A 19,070-nucleotide genomic window follows, 5' to 3' on the forward strand; every position below is an offset into this window, starting at 1 on the left:
TCCTATAAACGGAACGCAACGCTGGCGCCCCACCAGATCGGATCTCCCGGGAACCGCTCGGTCAGGCCCGATGAAGATACGTCAAATCCGATCACGTCATACTCTTTATCCGTGAGGTTTTTAACATAACCGGCAAACTCCCAACGTTCGTCGGCCGTGGTGTAGCTTACCCTGGCATTGGCAACCAGATAGCTGTCCTGCCGGGTCACAGGCGCGTTGGAGATACTGAAATGATGATCGCTCAAATATTTGAAATCACCCTGCAGCGCCATGGTTCCACCGAAGGCCGGCCAGGAATAGCGCACCAGACCGTTGAGGTTCACCTCGGGCGACAGCGCGATATCCCTGTCCGCGGGCCCGGACGGCAAGGGCACATCAGACGCGCGAGCGTGAATGATTGAGGCCCCGAGCATGACGTCAAGTCCATCCATGGGTGACGCAATCAATTCAAGATCAAGGCCATATATCTCCGCGTCGGTATTGACGATGAACGTGGTCAGCCCCTGGAAGTTGAAAGCCTGATAGTCGTTGTAGTCATAGTAAAAGAGTGCGCTATTCAGGCGCACGAGGCCGTTGGCCAGCTCGGTCTTCATACCGAGCTCATAGGCATCGATGACTTCGTCATCGAATGCCATGCGCCCCGCCTGGAGCTCGCCCGTTATCGGATCCAGAAGACCACTGATATCGAGCGGTGCATTGAGCCCACCACCCTTGATGCCACGGTTCCAGCTGGCATAGAGAAGCATGCCGTCCCTGGGCCGCCAGTCCAGCTCGAGCTTGCCCGACCAGTTACCCTTGTCGACCTTTGCCAGCCCCGAAACATCAGTATTGAACCGCGTCAGCTCCAGAAGCTGGGCATTGTCTGGATAACTCAGGAGGTTGGAGACATAATCGATGGTTTTCTTGTCTTCAGTCCAGCGGAAGCCGCCGATGATGGTGAAGTCGGAGCCGATGTCATATTCAGCCTGGGTGAAAAGCGACCACGAGCGGGTATCCAGGGCATACGGATTGTCAAGCGTGACGCCATCCACGGGGATTTCAATTCCGTTGACATAATCCCCGTCGATCTCCAGGTAATACAATCCACCAACAAGACGATAGTCATCCCCCGTATAAAGCGCCCGCAGTTCCTGGGAGAACTGTCGAATATCGCTTTTCAGGTAAAACTGCAGAAAGGCCGTGGGACTGGCATCAGAGTCCTCAATGTAGTCTTTTTCCAGTTCGAAGTAATCGGTGATCGAAGTCACCGTCAGGTTGTCTTTGGACCACTCGATATTGGCCGTGGTGCCCCAGGTCTTGATTTCATTGCTGCCGACGAAGTCATAGTCACCCGCATGCGGGTCCCCATCGGTATCCTTGTAGCCGAACAGGTCACAGCCGTCGCAGGTGCCGTAATAATCCACATTGTCCGGCACAAATTCGCCAAGACCCTGAGCATTCACAAAGGATGTGCGGTGCTGGTAGGCGCCGGCACGGGTATCGGACTCCGCGCGCCGATTGCTTAGAAGGATGGTCAAATCCTCGTTAGGCTCGATCAGAATCTGCAGTCGTCCGGCATAGTCGTTGCCATTATTGATATCCCGGCCGATCCTGTTTTCAATCACACCGTCATGGCGATTGTGCGCGCCTGAAATTCGCACCGCCACCTGGTCGGAAACCGCGCCACCCACGGCGCCTTCGAAGTTCGTCTCGTTATACGAGCCGTAGGCCGCCTTGGCATAGGCATCGAATTCCCGGGACGGCTTTTTGGTAATGAAATGGACCAGCCCGCCGGTCGCGTTCCGGCCGAACAGGGTACCTTGCGGCCCGCGCAGCACTTCCACCCTGTCCATGTCAAACAGAAGGAAATTACCCGCCGACATCTGGCTAACATAAGCATCGTCAATATACGTGGCGACCGGACTTTCCTGGTGATCGGTAAAGTCGTTCTGGGTTACGCCCCGAATGGTGAAGAAGTTCGACGAACCGCCATTGGGCGACACCAGTTGCATCCCCGGGGTCATGTTCACGATGTCCGTGGAACTGGTGTAACCCAGCGCATCCATCTGGGACCCGGTAAAAGCCGTTACCGCAACACCCACGTCCTGAAGGTTCTGTTCGCGCTTCTGGGCGGTTATAACCACCTCTTCGAGCAGCCGGTTCTGTGCAAAAGCGGATGTATCCGTCAGTATCAGAGCAATGGCTGATACGGAAAGCACCCCCGTCGCCCTGGTCGCTACGCCTTTCTTGATCATGGTTACTCTCCTTTTATTGACCGGACCCGCCGGTAGTCACCTTGTCGTTTACAAACGGGCGGACAGACCGCCATCGACGGTCAGTTCTGTCCCGGTGATATAGGACGCCTTGTCAGATAGCAGGAACAGGCAGGCATTGGCCATATCCTCGGCCGTGCCCATCCGCCCGATGGGGACATGGTTTGCCACGGCTTCCTGAATTTCTTTTTTTCCGTCCCAGCGAGCCTGCAGAGGCGTCATTGCCACGCCCGGGAAAATCACGTTTGAACGGATTCCTTCGCCAGCCAACTGGATGGCCACGGACTTTGAAAGGGTGACCACGCCAGCTTTGGATGCCCCGTAGGCGTCCTGCGGCGCCGGGTCCCCACGGAGACACTGGACGGTCGAGAAATGGACCATCGCGCCACCACCACTCTTGCGCATGGCGGGTACAGCATGGCGAATGGTGTGCACCATGGACTTGAGGTTGATATCCATCACCTGGTCCCAGACGTCGAGATCAATGTCCAGAACCGATTTGTCCCGATCGAACCAGAGCACCCCTGCCACATTCACCAGATAATCGAGCCGCCCGAACTTCTCCACAATGCTGCCCAGGGCATGAGCGACGCAGCTCTCATCGGTCAGGTCGCCCTGAACGAAGAAAAAGTCGTCGCGAAACAGCTCGAGCTCGGCAGGTTCCGGCTTCAGATCCATCAGGAGCGCCTTGCCACCCTGCTTCAAAAACGACCGTGCTATGGCCAGCCCCATACCGCCGCCGGCGCCGGTTATGAACGCAACACGTCCAGAAAACTCTTTCATGATTCCTCGCTCGATCCCTGATTAGTCGGCCCGGTCGCCTCGCGCCCTGATAACGATGGCACGACTCTGACAACCCCAGCACATTCAGGAAAACAGATTTTTTATGTTTGTGTCAACTTTTTTCTGTATTGGCAATTTTTTTACTTTAGCGCTATAGTCACTCCGAATGCAAACAGCGCAGGAACACGTGCGTGGATACATTGGGCAACAACATTTGGGACTACATCGTCGTCGGAGGCGGGTCGGCGGGATGCGTACTCGCCGCGCGGCTCTCTGCCGAATCAACATCCTCGGTCCTTCTGATCGAGGCAGGTGGAGAAGCGCGATCCCCTTTTATCCGCGTACCGAACGGTATTTTCTTCCTGAAGGGGAGTCCCCGCTATCACTGGCTGATGACGACCGAACCGGATCCATCGCGCGGCGGCCGGCGGGAAACACTGACCTGCGGGAAGACGCTTGGCGGTGGCAGCAGTGTCAACGGAATGGTCTATGTGGACCTTCAGGCGCGGGATATCGCGGACTGGGAGAAGGCAGGTGGCGCCCTGTGGGACGGTGCGGCGCTGAAAAAAGCAGCCCTGCGTGCGCGCGAAACTCTCGACATCCAGCCTCCCGCTGACCTGCATCCAATGGCTGATGCTTTCCTTGACAGCGCCGCGGAGGTGGGCATAAGCCGTGAAAATCCCACATTCCCCCATCCCTCAACGGGCGCCATGCCCTGCCCTTCCAGCGCGGCAGGGGGCTGGCGCCGAAACACGGACAGGGCCTACCTGGCACCGGCGAGAGGGCGATCGAACCTGTCGGTCATGACGCATACGGAAATCGAGTCGATCCTGCTGGAGGATGGGCATGCCCGGGGCGTGGTGGCGCGACGCGGCAGGCAACAAACACATCTCAAAGCGCGACGAGAAGTGATCCTGTGCGCAGGCGCTATCAATTCGCCCAAAATACTGATGCATTCGGGGATCGGGCCAGCAGATGTGCTGCGCGACGCCGGAATATCCGTGGTGCAGGCACACGATGAAGTGGGGGCCAACCTTCAGGACCATCCCTGCGTCTGGATCAGCGCCGAAGTTTCCGCCAAAACCTGGAACGACCAGATGTCTGTTGCGGGATTTGCGGCCGCCGGGCTGCGCTGGGCCTTTACCCGCCGAGGGCCCGCGGGCTCGCCCATGTGTCACGCCACGCTCTTTGGTAATACCCGGGGTGATCAGGGTCCGCCAGACTACCAGATGAGCTTCATGCCCGCAGGCTATGTGGTGCAGGATCATGGGGTAGAGTTTCTGCAACGGTCTTCCGTGACCACGGCAGTCAGCCTGTGCCGACCAGCTGGCCGGGGTGCCGTCCGCATCATCTCGCCCGATCCTGCCACAGCGCCCGAGATTACCTATCGCCTGCTTGCGGAAGACGCCGACGTCGCTACCCTCGCAAGAGCCTGCCGGATCGCCCGAGGCATCTACGAAAGCAAATCCTTCGCGGCTTCCTTCCTGAGCGAGGTCGCGCCGGGTGCCAGTGTGCAAGACGATGACGAGTGGATGGATTTCGTGCGTGCGAGCGCAGTAAACATGTGCCATCCCGTCGGTTCTTGTCGCATGGGCCAGGACAGGGCCTCCGTCGTTGATCCGCGCCTGAAGGTTCGCGGGGTTGAGGGGCTGCGCATCGTGGACGCATCGGTCATGCCCGTCATTTCCTCAGGTAATACCAACGCCGCCACTATTACGCTGGCAGAACGCGCCGCAGAGATCATTCTGGATCTCACGACAGGCGCATGACATTCCGCTCCGGGGGCTCACATGTCGAACGGTAAAGTCATTCACAAGCATGGTGCAGATTATGAAACACCGGAAGCGGGCTACTTCAAGACGAGGGAACTGCGGCGCGGCGCGGCGAGCTGGGTTCTGCTCGCCGCTCTGGGCGTTTCCTATGTGATCGCGGGGGAGTTCGCGGCCTGGAATTATGGCATTGACCAGGCCGGTTGGGGCGGCATGTTCATCTCCCTCCTGCTGATGGCGCTGATGTACTTCTGCCTGGTCTTCTCCCTGGCTGAGCTTGCCTCCATCATTCCTACGGCCGGTGGCGGCTATGGCTTTGCGCGGCGCGCGTTCGGCCCGGGCCTGGGCTTCCTCACCGGGATTGCGATCGTGTTTGAATATGGTCTGGCAACAGCGGCTGTCGCACTGTTTTTTGAAGGTTATTTCAAGGCCCTGACCGGTTGGGGCGGCCTGGCGGTACTCGTTCCCCTGTTCGGTGTTTTCTTCCTGATTCACATCAGGGGCGCCCGGGAATCCTTGCGCGTCATTCTGATCCTTGCCGCCATCGCCGGGGCCGGCATTCTGGTTTTCATCGTCATGATGGCGCCTAAAATCCAGCTGTCGAACCTGTTCGACATACCGGCGACTGCCGCTACCGGGGCAAGCGCTGTGCTGCCCTATGGCTATGCTGGAATCTGGGCCGGGCTCCCCTTCGCCATCGCCATGTTTCTGGCGGTTGAGGGGATACCACTGGCTTCCGAAGAAGCGAAGGACCCTACCCGCGACGTGCCGCGCGGCATGATAACGGCGATTGTCATTCTCTTCACGTTGGCCGTCTTCATTCTCCTGAGCGCGCCAGGCGGGGCCGGATCCAGCCGTCTTGGCGAGGGCGAGGATCCGCTCATGATCGCCTTCACCCATGTTTACGGGCCCGAGCACCCGCTGCGCTATATCATCAATATCGCGGCGCTGGTTGGCATCACTGCGAGCTTTTTTTCCCTGATCTTCGCCTATTCGAGGCAAGTGTTTTCCCTGTCGCGGGCGGGCTATCTGCCGCGTTTCCTGTCGCTGACCAACAGGCGGAAGGCGCCTTACATGGCGGTCCTGGTCCCCGGTGCCATCGCCTTCGGGCTCAGTCTTACACGGGCTGCGGAACAGCTTATTGTCATCGTCGTGTTCTGTGCGACCCTATCCTATGTCATCATGATGGCATCGCACATCAAGCTGCGGTTGCAGGAACCCGCGCTTCCCCGCCCCTACCGCACACCGGGTGGGATCACCGCCCCCCTGACGGCCCTTGCACTCTCCCTGCTGGCGTTCGCAGTCTGCCTGACCATGAGTGTGACCTGGTCGCTGGCTGCAGTAGCGGGTCTTGCCATTGCAGGGTCCTATTACTGGATCTACAGTCGCCACCACCTGATTGCGCAGGCGCCGGAAGAAGAATTTGAAACCATGCAGGAGGCGAACGCCGAACTGGATGACTGAAGCCCACCAACAAGCATGTACGCAGGTATAACCATGGCCCCGAAACCGTTTCTGATCATGCAGACCGGCAGTTTCAGCGGGGAACTGTCTCCCATCACTGAAAAATATGGTGACATGGACCAAACATTCCTTGATGCCACAGGTCTTGGTCCGGGTGAGGCAAGAATCTGGCGGGTCTTCAGGGACGAGCCTCTTGCCCAACCTCCGGACGCATTCGCGGGCGTGATCATCACGGGCTCCTCAGCCATGCTGACGCAACCTGAAGACTGGATGGAAACGGCAGCGGCATGGCTGAGGGCTGCCGTGAAATGCGCAACACCGACCCTCGGTGTCTGCTTTGGCCATCAATTGCTTGCCCATGCGCTCGGCGGCCGTGTGGGCCGCAATCCGAAGGGTCTTGAATCAGGGACAGTTGATGTGCGGCTCGCCGCCAAAAGCGCGGATGACGAGCTGTTCCACATCCTGCCGGAGGTAGCGCCTTTTCAGGTACACCATTACGAATCCATTATCGACCTGCCTCGGGGAACGGAAGTTATCGGCTTCAATGCTCACGATGCGTTCCATGCCCTGCGCTTTGCGCCAAAGGCCTGGGGGGTCCAGTTCCATCCGGAAATCACCGCCGATATCATGCGCGAGCTCACCGAAATCGAGATCGCCATGCAAGTCGATACGACATTTTCCTATCAACAGGTGCTGGACGGCGTCAGGGAAACCCCGCTTGGCCCTGCGCTACTCAGACATTTCAAGGCTATCGCCACCGGGTCTGGATGAGATCTCCAGGAGGACGGGGCCGGCAGAGGTCACAACAAGCTCCAAGCTCCAGATGATCATACCTGCAATCACCTGCGTGCCTCCATCGAGGTACTGGCGTGTATCTGCACTGCGGCCAGCGGATCTTGGAAGCGCTGCAGCAGCTCCGCCCGCTGCTCCCCATAACGAACCACCGACTCGGCCTTGACCGGGCCGTAGCCGCGAACCTCCTCGGGCAGCCGAGCCAGCTCCAGGGCAATATCGAAATTGGCGGAGTCCAGCCCCGCCAGCAACTCCTCCAGCAGCGCCCGGTAGTCCGCGATCAGGGCCCGCTCCTGGCGCCGGTCCGGGTGGTAGCCGAAGGGGTCCGCCCAGGTGCCGCGCAAGCCGCGGAAACGGGCCAGCAGGGCGAAGGCCCGCAGCATCCACGGTCCGAATGTGCGCTTGCGCGGCCGCCCCTGCTCGTCCAGACCGCGGCTGAACACGGGCGGCGCGAGGTGGAACTGCAGGGTGTAATCACCCTCAAAGGTCGCCTCCAGCTGCTGGCGGAACTTGTCATCAGTATAAAGCCGGGCCACTTCATACTCGTCCTTGTAGGCCATCAGCTTGTACAGGTTGCGCGCCACGGCCTCGGCCAGGGCGGTACTGTCCGGCTTCACCGCCTGTTCCCCGGCCTTCACTGCGGCAACTGCGTCGCGATAGTCACGGGCCAGGGACTCGCCCTGGTACTGCACCAGCAGCCCCGCGCGATGCTCGACAATCTCTTCCAGGCCCGGCGGCAGGTTCAGCACCTGCACCAGCCCCGCGACCTGGCCCACGTAGTCGGCGTCCACCGCCGCCACTCTGCCCCAGGCGAATGCCTGCAGGTTTTCCGCCACGTTGACACCGTTGAGGTTCAGGGCCTGCTCCAGGGCCGCCAGCGACACCGGCACCAGGCCCTGCTGCCAGGCGTGGCCCAGCAGGAATACGTTGGCGTAGACCGTGTTGCCGAGAATGCGCTCCATGAGCTCGTTGGCGGGCACCGTATGCAGTCGCTCCGCACCGACCGCGGCGGTGATGGCGGCCTCGCGCTCGCGCATGCGGATGTCTGCATTGCGGTTGCGCACGAACTGGCCGCTGGGCACTTCACTGTGATTGACCAGCACCCGGGTACGGTCCCTGGCCAGCACCCGCACCGCGCGCGGATCCGTGCCGACCACGATATCGCAGGCCACCACGGCGTCGGCACAGCCGTCGGCAATGCGCACCTGGTTGAGCGCGGCGGGACTGCTGCCGATGCGGATGTGGCTGATCACCGCCCCACCCTTCTGGGCGAAGCCGGTGAAATCCAGGACGCTGGCGCCCTTGCCCTCCAGGTGCGCGGCCATGGTCACCAGGGCACCCACGGTAACGACGCCGGTACCGCCAATACCGGCCACCAGCAGGTTGAAGTTGTCGGCAAGGTCGACCTCCGGCGGCATCGGCAATGTCGCCACCCGGCTCTCGAGATCAGCGCCGGCGGGGTCGGCGCTCGAACGCCGCAGGCTGCCGCCGAGCACCGAGACAAAGCTGGGGCAGAAGCCCTTGACGCAGGAATAGTCCTTGTTGCAGGAGGACTGGTCGATCTTGCGCTTGCGCCCCAGTTCGGTGTCGACGGGATAGATGGAGAGGCAGTTGGATTGCACGGAACAGTCGCCACAGCCCTCGCACACGGCCTGGTTGATGAACATGCGCCGGTCCGGATCCGGGTAGGCGCCCTTCTTGCGCAGACGCCGCTTTTCCGCCGCGCAGGTCTGGTCGTAGATGAGGACGGTAACGCCTGCGGTATCCCGCAATTCCCGCTGTACCGTGTCCAGCTCGTCCCGGTGGTGAAAGCTCGTTGCGGCGGGAAACAGGGACTTCTCTGTGTATTTCTCCGGCTCGTCGCTCATTACCGCGATCCGCTGCACGCCCTCGGAACGCACCTGGTTGGCAATCGCCGGCACGGTGATGACCCCGTCCACCGGCTGGCCGCCGGTCATGGCCACGGCGTCGTTGAACAGGATCTTGTAAGTGATGTTGGTACCCGCTGCCACCGCCTGGCGGATTGCCATGTAGCCGGAATGAAAATAGGTGCCCTCGCCCAGGTTCTGGAATACGTGGCCGTTGCCGGTAAAGCGTGACTTGCCCACCCAGTTCACCCCCTCGCCGCCCATCTGTATCAGGGACTCGGTATTGCGGTCCATCCACGAGGCCATGAAGTGGCAGCCAATGCCGGCCAGCGCCTTGCTGCCCTCGGGCACCCGGGTGGAGGTATTGTGGGGGCAGCCGGCGCAGAAATACGGGGTGCGCTTGACATCGGTGGGCACACTGACTGCAACCTGCCTGGCCCGCAGGGCCGCGAGCTGCTCGTCGAACCGCACCTCGGGGTACTCGTGGGTAATGCGGGCAGCGACAATGGGCGCCAGCAGGGCCGGGCTCAGCTCACCGGTCCAGGGCACCAGCGGCCGCCCCTCCTCGTCGTACTTGCCGACCATGCGGCTGGGCTTGTCACTCTGGTAATCGTACAGGGCCTCCTTCAGCTCGCTTTCGATGATGCCGCGCTTTTCCTCCACCACCAAGACCTCGTCCTTGCCGCGCAGGAAGGCCCGGGCACCCCGGGTCTCCAGCGGCCAGACCATGCCCACCTTGTAGATGTCGATACCCAGCTCGCGGGCGCGGCGCTCGTCGATACCCAGCAACCGCAGCGCCTCCATCAGGTCCAGGTGGCCCTTGCCGGTGGTGATGATGCCGAAGCGGGCATCGGGGATTTTGTAGATCGCGCGGTCGATGGGATTGGCGCGGGCGAAGCCGCGCACCGCCTCCAGCTTGGCCACCAGGCGCGCTTCCACCTGCGGCCCTGGCAGGTCCGGCCAGCGGTAGTGGAGACCGTAGTCCGGCGCCTGGTAATCCTCCGGGGTATTGAATTCGCGGCTGTAGTCCAGTGCCACCGAGGCGGCGCTCTCCACGGTTTCGGAAATGGCCTTGAAACCGACCCAGGTGCCCGAATACCGGGACAGGGCGAATCCGTACAGGCCGTACTCAATGTATTCCGCCACCGATGCCGGGTTCAGGGTCGGCATGAAGTAGGCCATGAAGGCGACATCCGACTGGTGTGACATGCTGGAGGACACGCAGCCGTGATCGTCACCTGCGATCACCAGCACGCCGCCGTGGGGCGAACTGCCGTAGGCATTGCCGTGCTTGAGCGCGTCGCCGGAGCGGTCAACCCCCGGGCCCTTGCCGTACCAGATCGAGAATACCCCGTCGACCTCGCGGTTGGCGTCGGTTTCCACCTGCTGGGTGCCGAGGATGGCGGTGGCCGCCAGGTCCTCGTTGATGGCGGGCAGGAAATCGATGTCGTACTCGCGCAGGAAGCGCTCCGCCCGCCACAGCTCCTGGTCGTAGGCACCCAGCGGCGAGCCGCGATAGCCGGAAATGAAGCCCGCCGTGTTGAGTCCCTGACGGCGATCCAGGGCCCGCTGCAGCATCGGCAGCCTGACCAGGGCCTGGGTGCCGGTGAGGAACACCCGGCCGTTCTCGCGCCGGTAGCGGTCCTGCAGGTCGTAGGCGTCCAGGGGCGGTACTGTGGCGGGCTGGTTCATGCGGCGAATCCGGTGAGTTTCAATTCTCTAACTGTAGTCCTTCCAGGCAGGAATGTGCTTCCTTTTTCTTTGAAGCAGCACCGGATTAGCGGATAATCCTTTCTTTTTTATAAAATATTCGCAACTTTATTTCATCACAGGGGGGAATCGTGGACCGCATTGATATCCGCATACTGCAGGCACTGCAGCGCGACGGCCGCATCAGCAACCAGCAGCTGGCCACCGAGGTGGGCATTTCCCCGGCCGCCTGCTGGCGACGGATGAAGGCACTGGAGGACAGCGGCGTGATTGAGCGCTACACCGCGCTGCTGAACCGCGACAAGGTCAATCTCAAGCTCTGCGCCTTCATCCACATCACCCTGGCGCGGCACGTGCGGGAAAGCACCGCCGAATTCGAAGCCGCGGTGCGCCAGCGACCCGAGGTGATGGAGTGCTTCGTCACCACCGGGGAAGCGGACTTCATCCTCCGGGTGGTGACCGAGAACATCGCAACCTTCGACGCCTTCCTGGAAGGTTTTCTGTTCAGTATTCCCTGGATTTCCCAGATCAAGTCCAATATTGCGCTGCGGGAGATCAAGCTGGAGACGGCCCTGCCCCTGGACCAGGGGCAGTCCTGAGAGGCCCCTGGCCGCTCAGAGCCCGTCCAGCTCGCTGAACTTCACCACCCGGGCGCGTACCGGCGGATGCTCGCTGGCACCGATCCAGCGCCAGCACAGGGTGCCGCGATGGTGGCCCGCGGTTTCCACCCAGTTGGCCTGGGGCGGTTTCCGATGGGCGACCACGATCACCACGCTGCCGTCCGCCTCGTAGCGGGCCGTGTGCTTGTTGAAATGAATCTGGTGATAGCGGTAGTCCAGGGACTCCATCCACCAGTTTTGCAGCACGAAATTCCAGGTCTGGCACTCCGGTATTTCCGGGGCATGGATCAGCAGCGCCTCGTCCTCCGCCAGCTCCCAGCTGCTGTGGAAATAGTAGATATTCGGGTCGCCGCCGATCGCCTGGCAATAGGCCTGGTCCGCGGGCGCCACCTGGTTCACGGTGGGCAGGAAGCTCTCGGCCCAGCCCTCGAACAGGCCGGTGGTGTTGCGGATAAACTGCACTGCACCCTGCAGGGCCCGGTCCAGTTTTTCCGGGCTCAACGGTGCCGGCCTGTCCTGCTCGGCGCCGATACGCTCAATGCGGATTTCCGCCTTCTCTTCCCGGCGCCGGTCCTGGAAGGTCTGGCGCACGTTGAGAGCATTGGTCTCCGGGCCCATGGGCAGCCAGTTGCCGGGCTGGCGTTTCTGGCTGACGATGATTTCCAGGGTGCCATCCGGGTTGAGTTCGATATCACGGGAGTCCAGCCAGCCGTCGGTCTTCATGCCGCCGCCACTGCTGTAGCGGTTGATGACCGTGCCAAAACCGAGATAGTCGACCGTGCCGCGGGTACCGGTAATGCGGTAGTCGTGGTTGGGGTCGATACTCGCGGTCTGGTAGTGATTGTCTGGATTGTCCGCTCCCAGCTTGATGGTCTCGTGGGCCGGGCAACGCAGCTCGGGGAACAGCGGGTCGCCCGCCTCCAGGAAACTCTCCAGGCCCGCGCGCAGCATGCGGCTCAGGTAGCGATAGCCCTCGGCGCGAGTGAAGGCATCCTGGGGTGCCAGCTCCGCCTCCACCAGCTGCCCCGCCTCCTTCAGGGCATCGCAGAAGTCACTCCAGGTGCTGCCATCGAGAATGCGTTGTTCCGCGCTGTTGGGCTCACTCATGCCGCTCTCTCCTCATCCATGTTCAGGCCGTAGCGACGGGTGTAGTCCCCAAACAAGGTCTCCACCTCGTCGCGATCAATACTGTAATCCTGCAGCTGGTAGCGATGCTCGCCATGCCGGCCGCGAGGGTGGGCGTCCAGCCAGCGCTGCATGCGTTCGCGTACAGACGTATCCAGAGGCATGCCTCGCAGCGCGTAGAGCTGCTCCAGCACCGTCCAGGGATCGCGCAGGAAATCATCGTGGTGCAGGTCAATGAACTGGCCCGGATGCGCAGGCTCCAGCGCCGCCCGGTCGGCCTCGAAGGTACGGGTGTACGCGGTGAGCATGTTCATCCAGTCGCGCCCGATCTCTGCCCGGTCGACCACATCGCTGCCGCTGCGCCGCAGGAGTTCACTGAAACTGCAGCCGGAGGCGACAAACGCCATCGGTGCACGGTGGGTCTGGAGGATAATGGCATCCGGATAGACCCGCAGGATTTCCCGCAGACCCAGCTGGTGAAATGGCGCTTTCAACACCCAGCTGCCGGGGTGACGCGACTGCAGCAACTGCAGCTGGCGCCGGTGGTAATCGTAGCTGTCCGAGCGACACAGGTTGTCGTACAGCCAGTTGGCGTAGCTGGGGATATGAAACAGTGCCGGGTATTCCACCGACATGAAGTTGCGGTTGAGCAGCATGTAGCACTCATCCGGTTCCTCGGCGTCGATCAGGTGGGTGCGCTTGAATCCCGGCAGGAAGGTCTCGGTCAGGGCCACACTCTCGGCCTGCGCGGCAATGCGTGGGTCCGTGGTGTAGGTGGCGGTTTCCGGCGGCGGCACCGGGTTCTGGGCTTCCCACAGCCTCAGGGTGCGATTGCGCGGATCCTGGTTCAGCAGGTGATGCAGAGCGGTGGTGCCGGTGCGAGGCAGGCCAATGATGAACACCGGCTGGCGCACGGACTCGTCGGCGACCTCCGGGTGCGCTGCCAGATAATCCTGGATTTGCAGGCGCTTGCCGAGGCCCGCCAGGATGGTCATCTGCGCCCGCATCTGGCCAAACTCGTTGAGCCGCGCCTCGGTCAGCAGCGCGTCCAGCAGCCGCTCCAGCGCCTCGTAGAAGGCAGGGTCGCCAAAATCTTCCAGCCCGGTATCCAGCATGGCCTGCTGGCGCAGTGATTCAATTTCAAGCACGGGTCACCCTTCCTGTCATTATTATTGTGCTGACCGGCCCTGCGAGCCTCGTCAGCTGGTCACTGTACAGACCCTGGATGATGCTGGCATCTCCCGTTCCTGTGCGCATTCGTTCTGGTATAACAAACGAGACCGCGCCTCGCATTGCTCCCCGATACCCGCAACTGCTAACCTTCCGGGTTTACACAAGGACTGACGTCATGCGGCTTCCCGTTTCCACCTGGCCGGACATTGATGCCTGGCTGAAGCAATCGACGACCATCGTGATTCCCATCGGCTCAATGGAACAGCATGGGCCCAATGGCTTCCTGGGCACGGACGCGCTGTGTCCCGAGATCATAGCAAACCATGCCGAAAGCCTTGCTCCCGATGAGTTGCTCATCGGTCCGACGTTCAGCGTTGGCTGCGCCCAGCATCACCTCGATTTTCCCGGCACCATCACGCTGCGACCCTCGACCATGATCGCAGCCATGGTGGACTGGACCGACAGCCTGCTGCGCCACGGCTTCGATCGAATCTACTGGTTCAACGGCCACGGCGGCAACATCGCCACCATCGAAGCAGCTTTCTCCGAAATCCACGCCCGCCGCAGTTTCGACCCGCGGGGTGCCGACACGCGGCCCGACCTGTGGCTGCAACGCCGGGACTGGTGGGACTTCGCGGAGGTCATGTCTCTCTGCAAACAGATCTACCCGCAGGGCCACGGCAGCCATGCCACCGCCTCGGAGGTTGCCGTGACCTACTGGGCGCACCCGGAACGGGAGCGCCAACATACCGCCATGAGCCCGAAGATTGCGCCGAACGGCTCCATCAGCGACGCCGTGCGCTATCGGCGCGACTTCCCCGATGGCCGCATCGGCTCGGACCCGACCCAGGCCAATGCCGCGGATGGCGGCCGCATTGTCGCCGCCTCGGCACAGTGCCTGATCGACGATGTGGCCCGGTTCGGGCGTCGCTGAGCGTTATCCAGATCCAGCAGGTGCAGCGCAATCTGGTGCCAGATCAGCGGGCCGTGGACCTCGTTGGACTCGCCCTCGGCATCAGGGTGGGCTGACTGCTTGACAATCACCATGTCGGCGACGCTGTCGAGATAGATGAACTGTCCGTGCACGCCAATGGCAGACACGGCCCGGTGTGTATTGTTGAAGCTCCACCACTGATCGTGGTATCCGAACGCGATCTTTTCATACCAGTCATCCTGATACAGCGCATTGAAAACGGCGCGGTTGCGCGGCGTGAGGATGCGCTTCGCCACCGTGGGAGGCAGCACCTGCCGCTGGTTGTAGTACCCGTCCTGCAGGATCATCTGGCCAAAGCGCGCCGCGTCCCGGGCAGTGACATTGAGCCCGCCGCCGGCCATCGGGATACCGCCACGGTCCAGCCACAAATAGCCGCTACGCTCCGCACCCAGGGGCTGCCAGATGCGCTCGGCAAGCAATTGCTGCAGGGGCTGCCCGGTCACCCGCCTCAAGATCCAGGCCAGCACATCGGTGTTGGGGGTGACGTAGTGAAACGCGTCCCCGTGCTCCGCGTCCCGGGACTTCAGCGTCGGCAGGTAGTCGTACATCGACGCCGGCCCCGTGTAGGGAGCGGTGGGATCGTAGCCTATCCAGACAATCTGCCCGTACTGCCAGATGTCGGCCTGGGGATCCTCGTAGTCTTCGCTGAAACTGACACTGGTAACCATGTCCAGCACCTGCTGCACGGTGGCACTGCCAAAGGCGCTGTCCGCCAGTTCGGGAAGGTAGCTCGCGACCGGTTGCTCCAGATCAATCGCGCCTTCCTCCGCAAGCATCAGCACGAGCGTACCGACGAAGGACTTGGTCACGGAGAACATCTGGTGGGGCAAGTGCGGCTGCATGCCATGCAGGTAGCGCTCGTAAACGATCTGGCCGCGGTGCAGTACCAGGAAGCTGTCCGTGCGGGACTCCTCCATCCAGGTCGCCAGGTCCAGCGTGCGGTCGTCACCGACGTCGAACACCAGTTTGTCCAGGTCCACCGGCTGGCTTTGCAGCGGCGAGGCCGGGCCCGGACCGGCATAGATGTCCGCCGTCGGCGTCAGTTGCCGTATGTGCCGGAAGCCCCAGCGGCTGTAGGGCTCCTGCATGAAATTCTGCAGGGTAACCCGCCTGTCCGGGGGCACCGGCGCCCCCCGCATGAGTTCATCTACCGCGGGGGCCTGCTGCGCGGTGGCGGCGCCAGCGGTTACCAGGATCGCAACAAGCCCCGGGCGAAGCAGGGCCAGTAAACGTGTTTTCATCCGTTGTCTCCTTCCCGATTCAATCGGTGATCAGTGCGGTGGAACAAGAAAGACCGGTGCCCCGGTCTGGACAACAACCGGTAGTTGTCGGCCAGAGAAGAAGTGGCCAGCATGCAAATGCCCATTGCTTTCCAAATAAACCAAGAAGAAGGACGCACCACCATGGCGACCCTGGCGCAGTTCATTGAGGATTTGGCCACAGACCCGGCTCTGCATCAACCCTGTGTCCGGGATCCGCAGCAAGCGATGCGAAGCTATGGTCTGAGCGACAGTGAAATTGACGCCGTCAGCCGCGGTAACAAGGAAACCAGCAGTTAACGGGAAAAAAGATCAAGCCGGCAACGTACTACCATCCGTCATAATCAGCCAGGCCCTGACAGGGCACCGGGACCAATGTTCGCCAGCCTGGCTCTAGTGACCTTGCTGCTGGCCAACATGCCAGGTCATGGCCGACAGCCCGCTGCTGCCCAGGGTAATACCCAGACCGACGCAGACGAGATGACCAGGACGCTCAGCAGACAATGCAGATCTGTATCGCGGTCAATTTGGCATGCGCCGTCAAAAAACACAGGTCACGTCAACACCATGGAATCGCGGCGGTCATGCTTCAGCCAGGTGCCGCCTGGCGCCGGGCGCGCACCGCCGCGGCAAGCTCATTGAGCAGGATTTCGGTGTCTTCCCAGTTGATACAGGGATCGGTGATGCTCTGGCCATAGGTGAGAGACTGTCCCGCGACGACATCCTGGCGCCCTTCCTCCAGGTTGCTCTCGATCATGATGCCGAAAATGCTGCGGCTGCCGCGGGCAACCTGATTGCCGATGTCGCGGATGACATCCCGCTGCCGGGCGGGAATCTTGCGGCTGTTGGCGTGGCTGGCATCGATCATGATGCGCGCCGGCAGACCAGCCTTGGCCAGCATGGCGCCGGCATCATCCACCGAGAACATGTCGTAGTTGGGATGCTTGCCCCCGCGCAGGATGATGTGACAGTCCTCGTTGCCGGTGGTCTGGAATATCGCCGAGTGGCCATGCTTGGTCACCGACAGGAAGTGGTGCGGTTGGGAGGCTGACTTGATGGCGTCGATGGCCACCTGGATATCGCCATCGGTGGCGTTCTTGAAACCGACCGGGCAGGACAGGCCCGAGGCCAGCTCCCGGTGGGTCTGGCTCTCGGTGGTGCGGGCCCCAACGGCGCCCCAGGCAATCAGGTCGGCCACGTACTGCGGGCTGATGAGGTCCAGGTATTCGGTACCGGCGGGCAGCCCCATGCCGGCCAGGTCCGACAGCAGCTGCCGGGCCAGATGCAGGCCCTTGTTGATCTGGAAGGTGTTGTTGAGATCCGGATCATTGATCAAACCCTTCCAGCCCACCGTGGTACGGGGCTTTTCAAAATACACGCGCATCACCACCAGCACCTCCTCCGCCAGCGCGTCGGCGACGGCTTTCAGCCGCCGGCCGTAGTCACGCGCGGCCGCCGGATCGTGGATGGAGCAGGGCCCGACCACCGCCAGCAGGCGGTCATCCTCGCCTGCGAGGATACGATGAATGCCGTGGCGGGCGGCGGCGACTGTGGTGGCGGCGGGCTCGCTCACTGCAATATCGCGAATGAGTTGCTGGGGTGCAATCAGCTCGTTGGTGCGCTGAATGCGCAGATCGTCGGTATTGGTTGTCATTGCAGTCTCGGACAGTTTCGAAGTAGCCCGCCAATATACCACCCGCAGCGGCCCGAGTGCAGCCGGGCGCAGGCCTGCGGGTACTACAGCGCCGCCAGATCCGCCGGATAATCCACATCGCGCAGGATTCCGGGGTCCGACAGCGGCAGGCACAGGCGCCCGCTGCCCGCCCGCCGAACCAGATCACGGGCGCCACGGTCGCCCTGCAGGCGGGCGAGGGCGGAAAAAAAAGCGCGACCGAACCCTACCGGATGGCCGGGTTCCCCTGCATAGGTCGGCGTGACAACGGTATCCGTGGTCAGGGCCGCCGCCACCTGGCGGAACGTTTCCGGGCGGATGGCCGGCATATCCGCCAGCGCCACCAGAAGGCCCTCCCAGCCCGCCAGCTGCGCCACCGCGTCTGCCAGGGTGGCCCCCATGCCCTGCGCGGCATGCTCGCACACCAGCACCGGAACACGCTCCGCCAGCAGCCGCTCCCTGAGCGAGTCGTCACCGGGCCGCAGGCAGACTCGCAAGGGCAGCCCGCTTTGCCGAATCGTCGCTACGACAGCGAACAACAACGGGCCACCGTTGGGCAATGGCGCCAGCCGCTTGTCACTGCCAAAACGCTGGCTGCAGCCAGCGGCCAGCAACAGCACGCCAACAGTCACTGCCGCGCCCGCCGCAGCTGCACCAGCTCGGCCATGATGGCAACGGCAATTTCCAGCGGTGTCTTGCTGCCGATATCCAGCCCTACCGGAGCGTGCAACGCCCTCAGGCGGTCCTCCCCGATATCCAGCTGCCGCAGGCGCTGCAGGCGTTTCTCGGTGGTACGACGTGACCCCAGGGCACCCACATACCAGGCGTCGGTGGCCAGGGCCTCCATCAGCGCCATGTCATCGATGCGCGGATCGTGAGTGAGCGTGATTACTATGCTGTGGCAATCGCTGGCATGCTCGCGCACGGCATCATCGGGCATGCCGCCGAGCAAGGGCACTGTTGGGCCCTGCCACTGCTCCCGCATGCGCGGCCGGGGATCGACCACCAGCACCTCATAGTCCATCGCCAGAGCCAGCTCCGCCAATGACTGGCCCAGCTGCCCCGCACCGACCAACAGCAAACGCATCTGCGGCCCGAAGGTCTGATCCAGGGTGTGGCCATCAAAGCGCAGGGGCGCATGGTGTTCCTGCGCCGCCGTCACGGTAGCCCCGCTGTCCAGGGCAACGGAACGACGCAGGCAGCGGCGGGCGGCAATGGCATCCAGTGCTGCACGCAGCCAGCTGCGATCCCGCTCCAGGGTCAACCGCTGCACCAGTACCTGCAGCCGGCCACCGCAGGGCAGACCCAGGCGCTCATTCTGTTCCGCGGTGACGCCATACTCGATCAGCTCGGCCCGCGCCACCGGCAGGACCCCGGACTGCAGGCGCTGCAGCAGGTCTTCCTCAATACAGCCCCCGGACAGGGAACCGACCTGTTCGCCGCGAACGTTGCAGGCCAGCAGCGCACCCGGAGGGCGCGGTGAGGAGCCCTGAGCGGCGACGATGGTGCACAACCAGACCGGCGGCGCAGTGGCCTCTGTCAGCCAGTGGAGCGCGCTGCCGAGAATGGCCTGGTCCGGTATCTGCATG

Annotated in this window: 14 protein-coding genes and 1 pseudogene; 6 read left to right on the forward strand and 9 right to left on the reverse strand. The window is 62.3% G+C overall.

What is annotated here, in order from left to right; translation table 11 throughout:
• Window positions 1-2: 2 nt before the first annotated feature.
• Together RLO07_RS06400 and RLO07_RS06405 are read right to left on the reverse strand one after the other, a co-directional pair.
• Window positions 3-2,234 (reverse strand): TonB-dependent receptor, encoded by a 2,232-nt coding sequence (locus RLO07_RS06400; protein WP_462291305.1) that lies wholly within the window; start codon window positions 2,232-2,234, stop codon window positions 3-5.
• A 48-nt stretch (window positions 2,235-2,282) separates the two neighbouring features.
• Entirely contained in the window at window positions 2,283-3,035 is a 753-nt protein-coding gene (locus RLO07_RS06405; protein ID WP_462291306.1) for an SDR family NAD(P)-dependent oxidoreductase, read from the reverse strand.
• 191 nt (window positions 3,036-3,226) lie between these two features.
• On the opposite strand from RLO07_RS06405, the gene RLO07_RS06410 reads away from it, so the two are divergent.
• The 3 genes from RLO07_RS06410 to RLO07_RS06420 are packed head-to-tail and all read left to right on the forward strand — an operon-like array spanning window position 3,227 to window position 7,039.
• On the forward strand, window positions 3,227-4,804 hold the full coding sequence (locus RLO07_RS06410; protein WP_462291307.1) for a GMC family oxidoreductase: 1,578 nt from the start codon (window positions 3,227-3,229) through the stop codon (window positions 4,802-4,804).
• 21 nt (window positions 4,805-4,825) lie between these two features.
• The gene (gene eat / locus RLO07_RS06415) at window positions 4,826-6,268 is read left to right on the forward strand and encodes an ethanolamine permease (RefSeq protein ID WP_462291308.1); all 1,443 of its coding nucleotides are present in this window, start codon (window positions 4,826-4,828) and stop codon (window positions 6,266-6,268) included.
• Window positions 6,269-6,301: 33 nt separating this feature from the next.
• Window positions 6,302-7,039, forward strand: a complete 738-nt coding sequence (locus tag RLO07_RS06420) for a glutamine amidotransferase (protein ID WP_462291309.1) — start codon at window positions 6,302-6,304, stop codon at window positions 7,037-7,039.
• Between the two features lie 68 nt (window positions 7,040-7,107).
• Here RLO07_RS06420 and RLO07_RS06425 read toward each other — a convergent pair whose 3' ends face one another.
• A complete protein-coding gene (locus RLO07_RS06425) occupies window positions 7,108-10,620 on the reverse strand; it encodes an indolepyruvate ferredoxin oxidoreductase family protein (RefSeq protein ID WP_462291310.1) in 3,513 nt (1,170 codons plus the stop codon).
• A 149-nt stretch (window positions 10,621-10,769) separates the two neighbouring features.
• On the opposite strand from RLO07_RS06425, the gene RLO07_RS06430 reads away from it, so the two are divergent.
• The gene (locus tag RLO07_RS06430) at window positions 10,770-11,237 is read left to right on the forward strand and encodes an Lrp/AsnC family transcriptional regulator (protein ID WP_462291311.1); all 468 of its coding nucleotides are present in this window, start codon (window positions 10,770-10,772) and stop codon (window positions 11,235-11,237) included.
• Window positions 11,238-11,252: 15 nt separating this feature from the next.
• Here RLO07_RS06430 and RLO07_RS06435 read toward each other — a convergent pair whose 3' ends face one another.
• Window positions 11,253-12,365, reverse strand: a complete 1,113-nt coding sequence (locus tag RLO07_RS06435; RefSeq protein WP_462291312.1) for a DUF1214 domain-containing protein — start codon at window positions 12,363-12,365, stop codon at window positions 11,253-11,255.
• The gene (locus tag RLO07_RS06440; RefSeq protein WP_462291313.1) at window positions 12,362-13,531 is read right to left on the reverse strand and encodes a sulfotransferase family protein; all 1,170 of its coding nucleotides are present in this window, start codon (window positions 13,529-13,531) and stop codon (window positions 12,362-12,364) included. The genes RLO07_RS06435 and RLO07_RS06440 overlap by 4 nt, the downstream gene beginning before the upstream one ends.
• 200 nt (window positions 13,532-13,731) lie before the next feature.
• On the opposite strand from RLO07_RS06440, the gene RLO07_RS06445 reads away from it, so the two are divergent.
• Window positions 13,732-14,490 (forward strand): creatininase family protein, encoded by a 759-nt coding sequence (locus RLO07_RS06445; RefSeq protein ID WP_462291314.1) that lies wholly within the window; start codon window positions 13,732-13,734, stop codon window positions 14,488-14,490.
• A gap of 110 nt (window positions 14,491-14,600) precedes the next feature.
• Here RLO07_RS06445 and RLO07_RS06450 read toward each other — a convergent pair.
• Window positions 14,601-15,791, reverse strand: a pseudogene (locus RLO07_RS06450) (serine hydrolase domain-containing protein); the annotation flags it as partial.
• Window positions 15,792-15,902: 111 nt separating this feature from the next.
• On the opposite strand from RLO07_RS06450, the gene RLO07_RS06455 reads away from it, so the two are divergent.
• A complete protein-coding gene (locus tag RLO07_RS06455; RefSeq protein ID WP_462291315.1) occupies window positions 15,903-16,109 on the forward strand; it encodes a hypothetical protein in 207 nt (68 codons plus the stop codon).
• A 289-nt stretch (window positions 16,110-16,398) separates the two neighbouring features.
• Here the strand turns inward: RLO07_RS06455 and RLO07_RS06460 are convergent, their stop codons facing one another.
• The 3 genes from RLO07_RS06460 to RLO07_RS06470 form a co-directional block, all read right to left on the reverse strand.
• The gene (locus RLO07_RS06460; protein WP_462291316.1) at window positions 16,399-17,463 is read right to left on the reverse strand and encodes a 3-deoxy-7-phosphoheptulonate synthase; all 1,065 of its coding nucleotides are present in this window, start codon (window positions 17,461-17,463) and stop codon (window positions 16,399-16,401) included.
• A gap of 83 nt (window positions 17,464-17,546) precedes the next feature.
• On the reverse strand, window positions 17,547-18,113 hold the full coding sequence (locus RLO07_RS06465) for a nucleotidyltransferase family protein (RefSeq protein WP_462291317.1): 567 nt from the start codon (window positions 18,111-18,113) through the stop codon (window positions 17,547-17,549).
• Window positions 18,110-19,069, reverse strand: a complete 960-nt coding sequence (locus RLO07_RS06470) for an XdhC family protein (RefSeq protein ID WP_462291318.1) — start codon at window positions 19,067-19,069, stop codon at window positions 18,110-18,112. Before RLO07_RS06470 ends, RLO07_RS06465 begins: the two co-directional genes overlap by 4 nt.
• Between the last annotated feature and the right edge of the window lies 1 nt (window position 19,070).

It is taken from the genome of Haliea sp. (assembly GCF_040221975.1).
GTDB lineage: Bacteria > Pseudomonadota > Gammaproteobacteria > Pseudomonadales > Halieaceae > Haliea.

What these genes read in the sequence shown, in the direction of transcription:
- RLO07_RS06470 (WP_462291318.1), bottom strand. Translation starts at nt 19,069, where the DNA reads ATGCAGATACCGGACCAGGCCATTCTCGGCAGCGCGCTCCACTGGCTG.
- RLO07_RS06405 (WP_462291306.1), bottom strand. Translation starts at nt 3,035, where the DNA reads ATGAAAGAGTTTTCTGGACGTGTTGCGTTCATAACCGGCGCCGGCGGC.
- RLO07_RS06420 (WP_462291309.1), top strand. Translation starts at nt 6,302, where the DNA reads ATGGCCCCGAAACCGTTTCTGATCATGCAGACCGGCAGTTTCAGCGGG.
- RLO07_RS06455 (WP_462291315.1), top strand. Translation starts at nt 15,903, where the DNA reads ATGCAAATGCCCATTGCTTTCCAAATAAACCAAGAAGAAGGACGCACC.
- RLO07_RS06425 (WP_462291310.1), bottom strand. Translation starts at nt 10,620, where the DNA reads ATGAACCAGCCCGCCACAGTACCGCCCCTGGACGCCTACGACCTGCAG.
- RLO07_RS06460 (WP_462291316.1), bottom strand. Translation starts at nt 17,463, where the DNA reads ATGACAACCAATACCGACGATCTGCGCATTCAGCGCACCAACGAGCTG.
- RLO07_RS06445 (WP_462291314.1), top strand. Translation starts at nt 13,732, where the DNA reads ATGCGGCTTCCCGTTTCCACCTGGCCGGACATTGATGCCTGGCTGAAG.
- eat (WP_462291308.1), top strand. Translation starts at nt 4,826, where the DNA reads ATGTCGAACGGTAAAGTCATTCACAAGCATGGTGCAGATTATGAAACA.
- RLO07_RS06400 (WP_462291305.1), bottom strand. Translation starts at nt 2,234, where the DNA reads ATGATCAAGAAAGGCGTAGCGACCAGGGCGACGGGGGTGCTTTCCGTA.
- RLO07_RS06435 (WP_462291312.1), bottom strand. Translation starts at nt 12,365, where the DNA reads ATGAGTGAGCCCAACAGCGCGGAACAACGCATTCTCGATGGCAGCACC.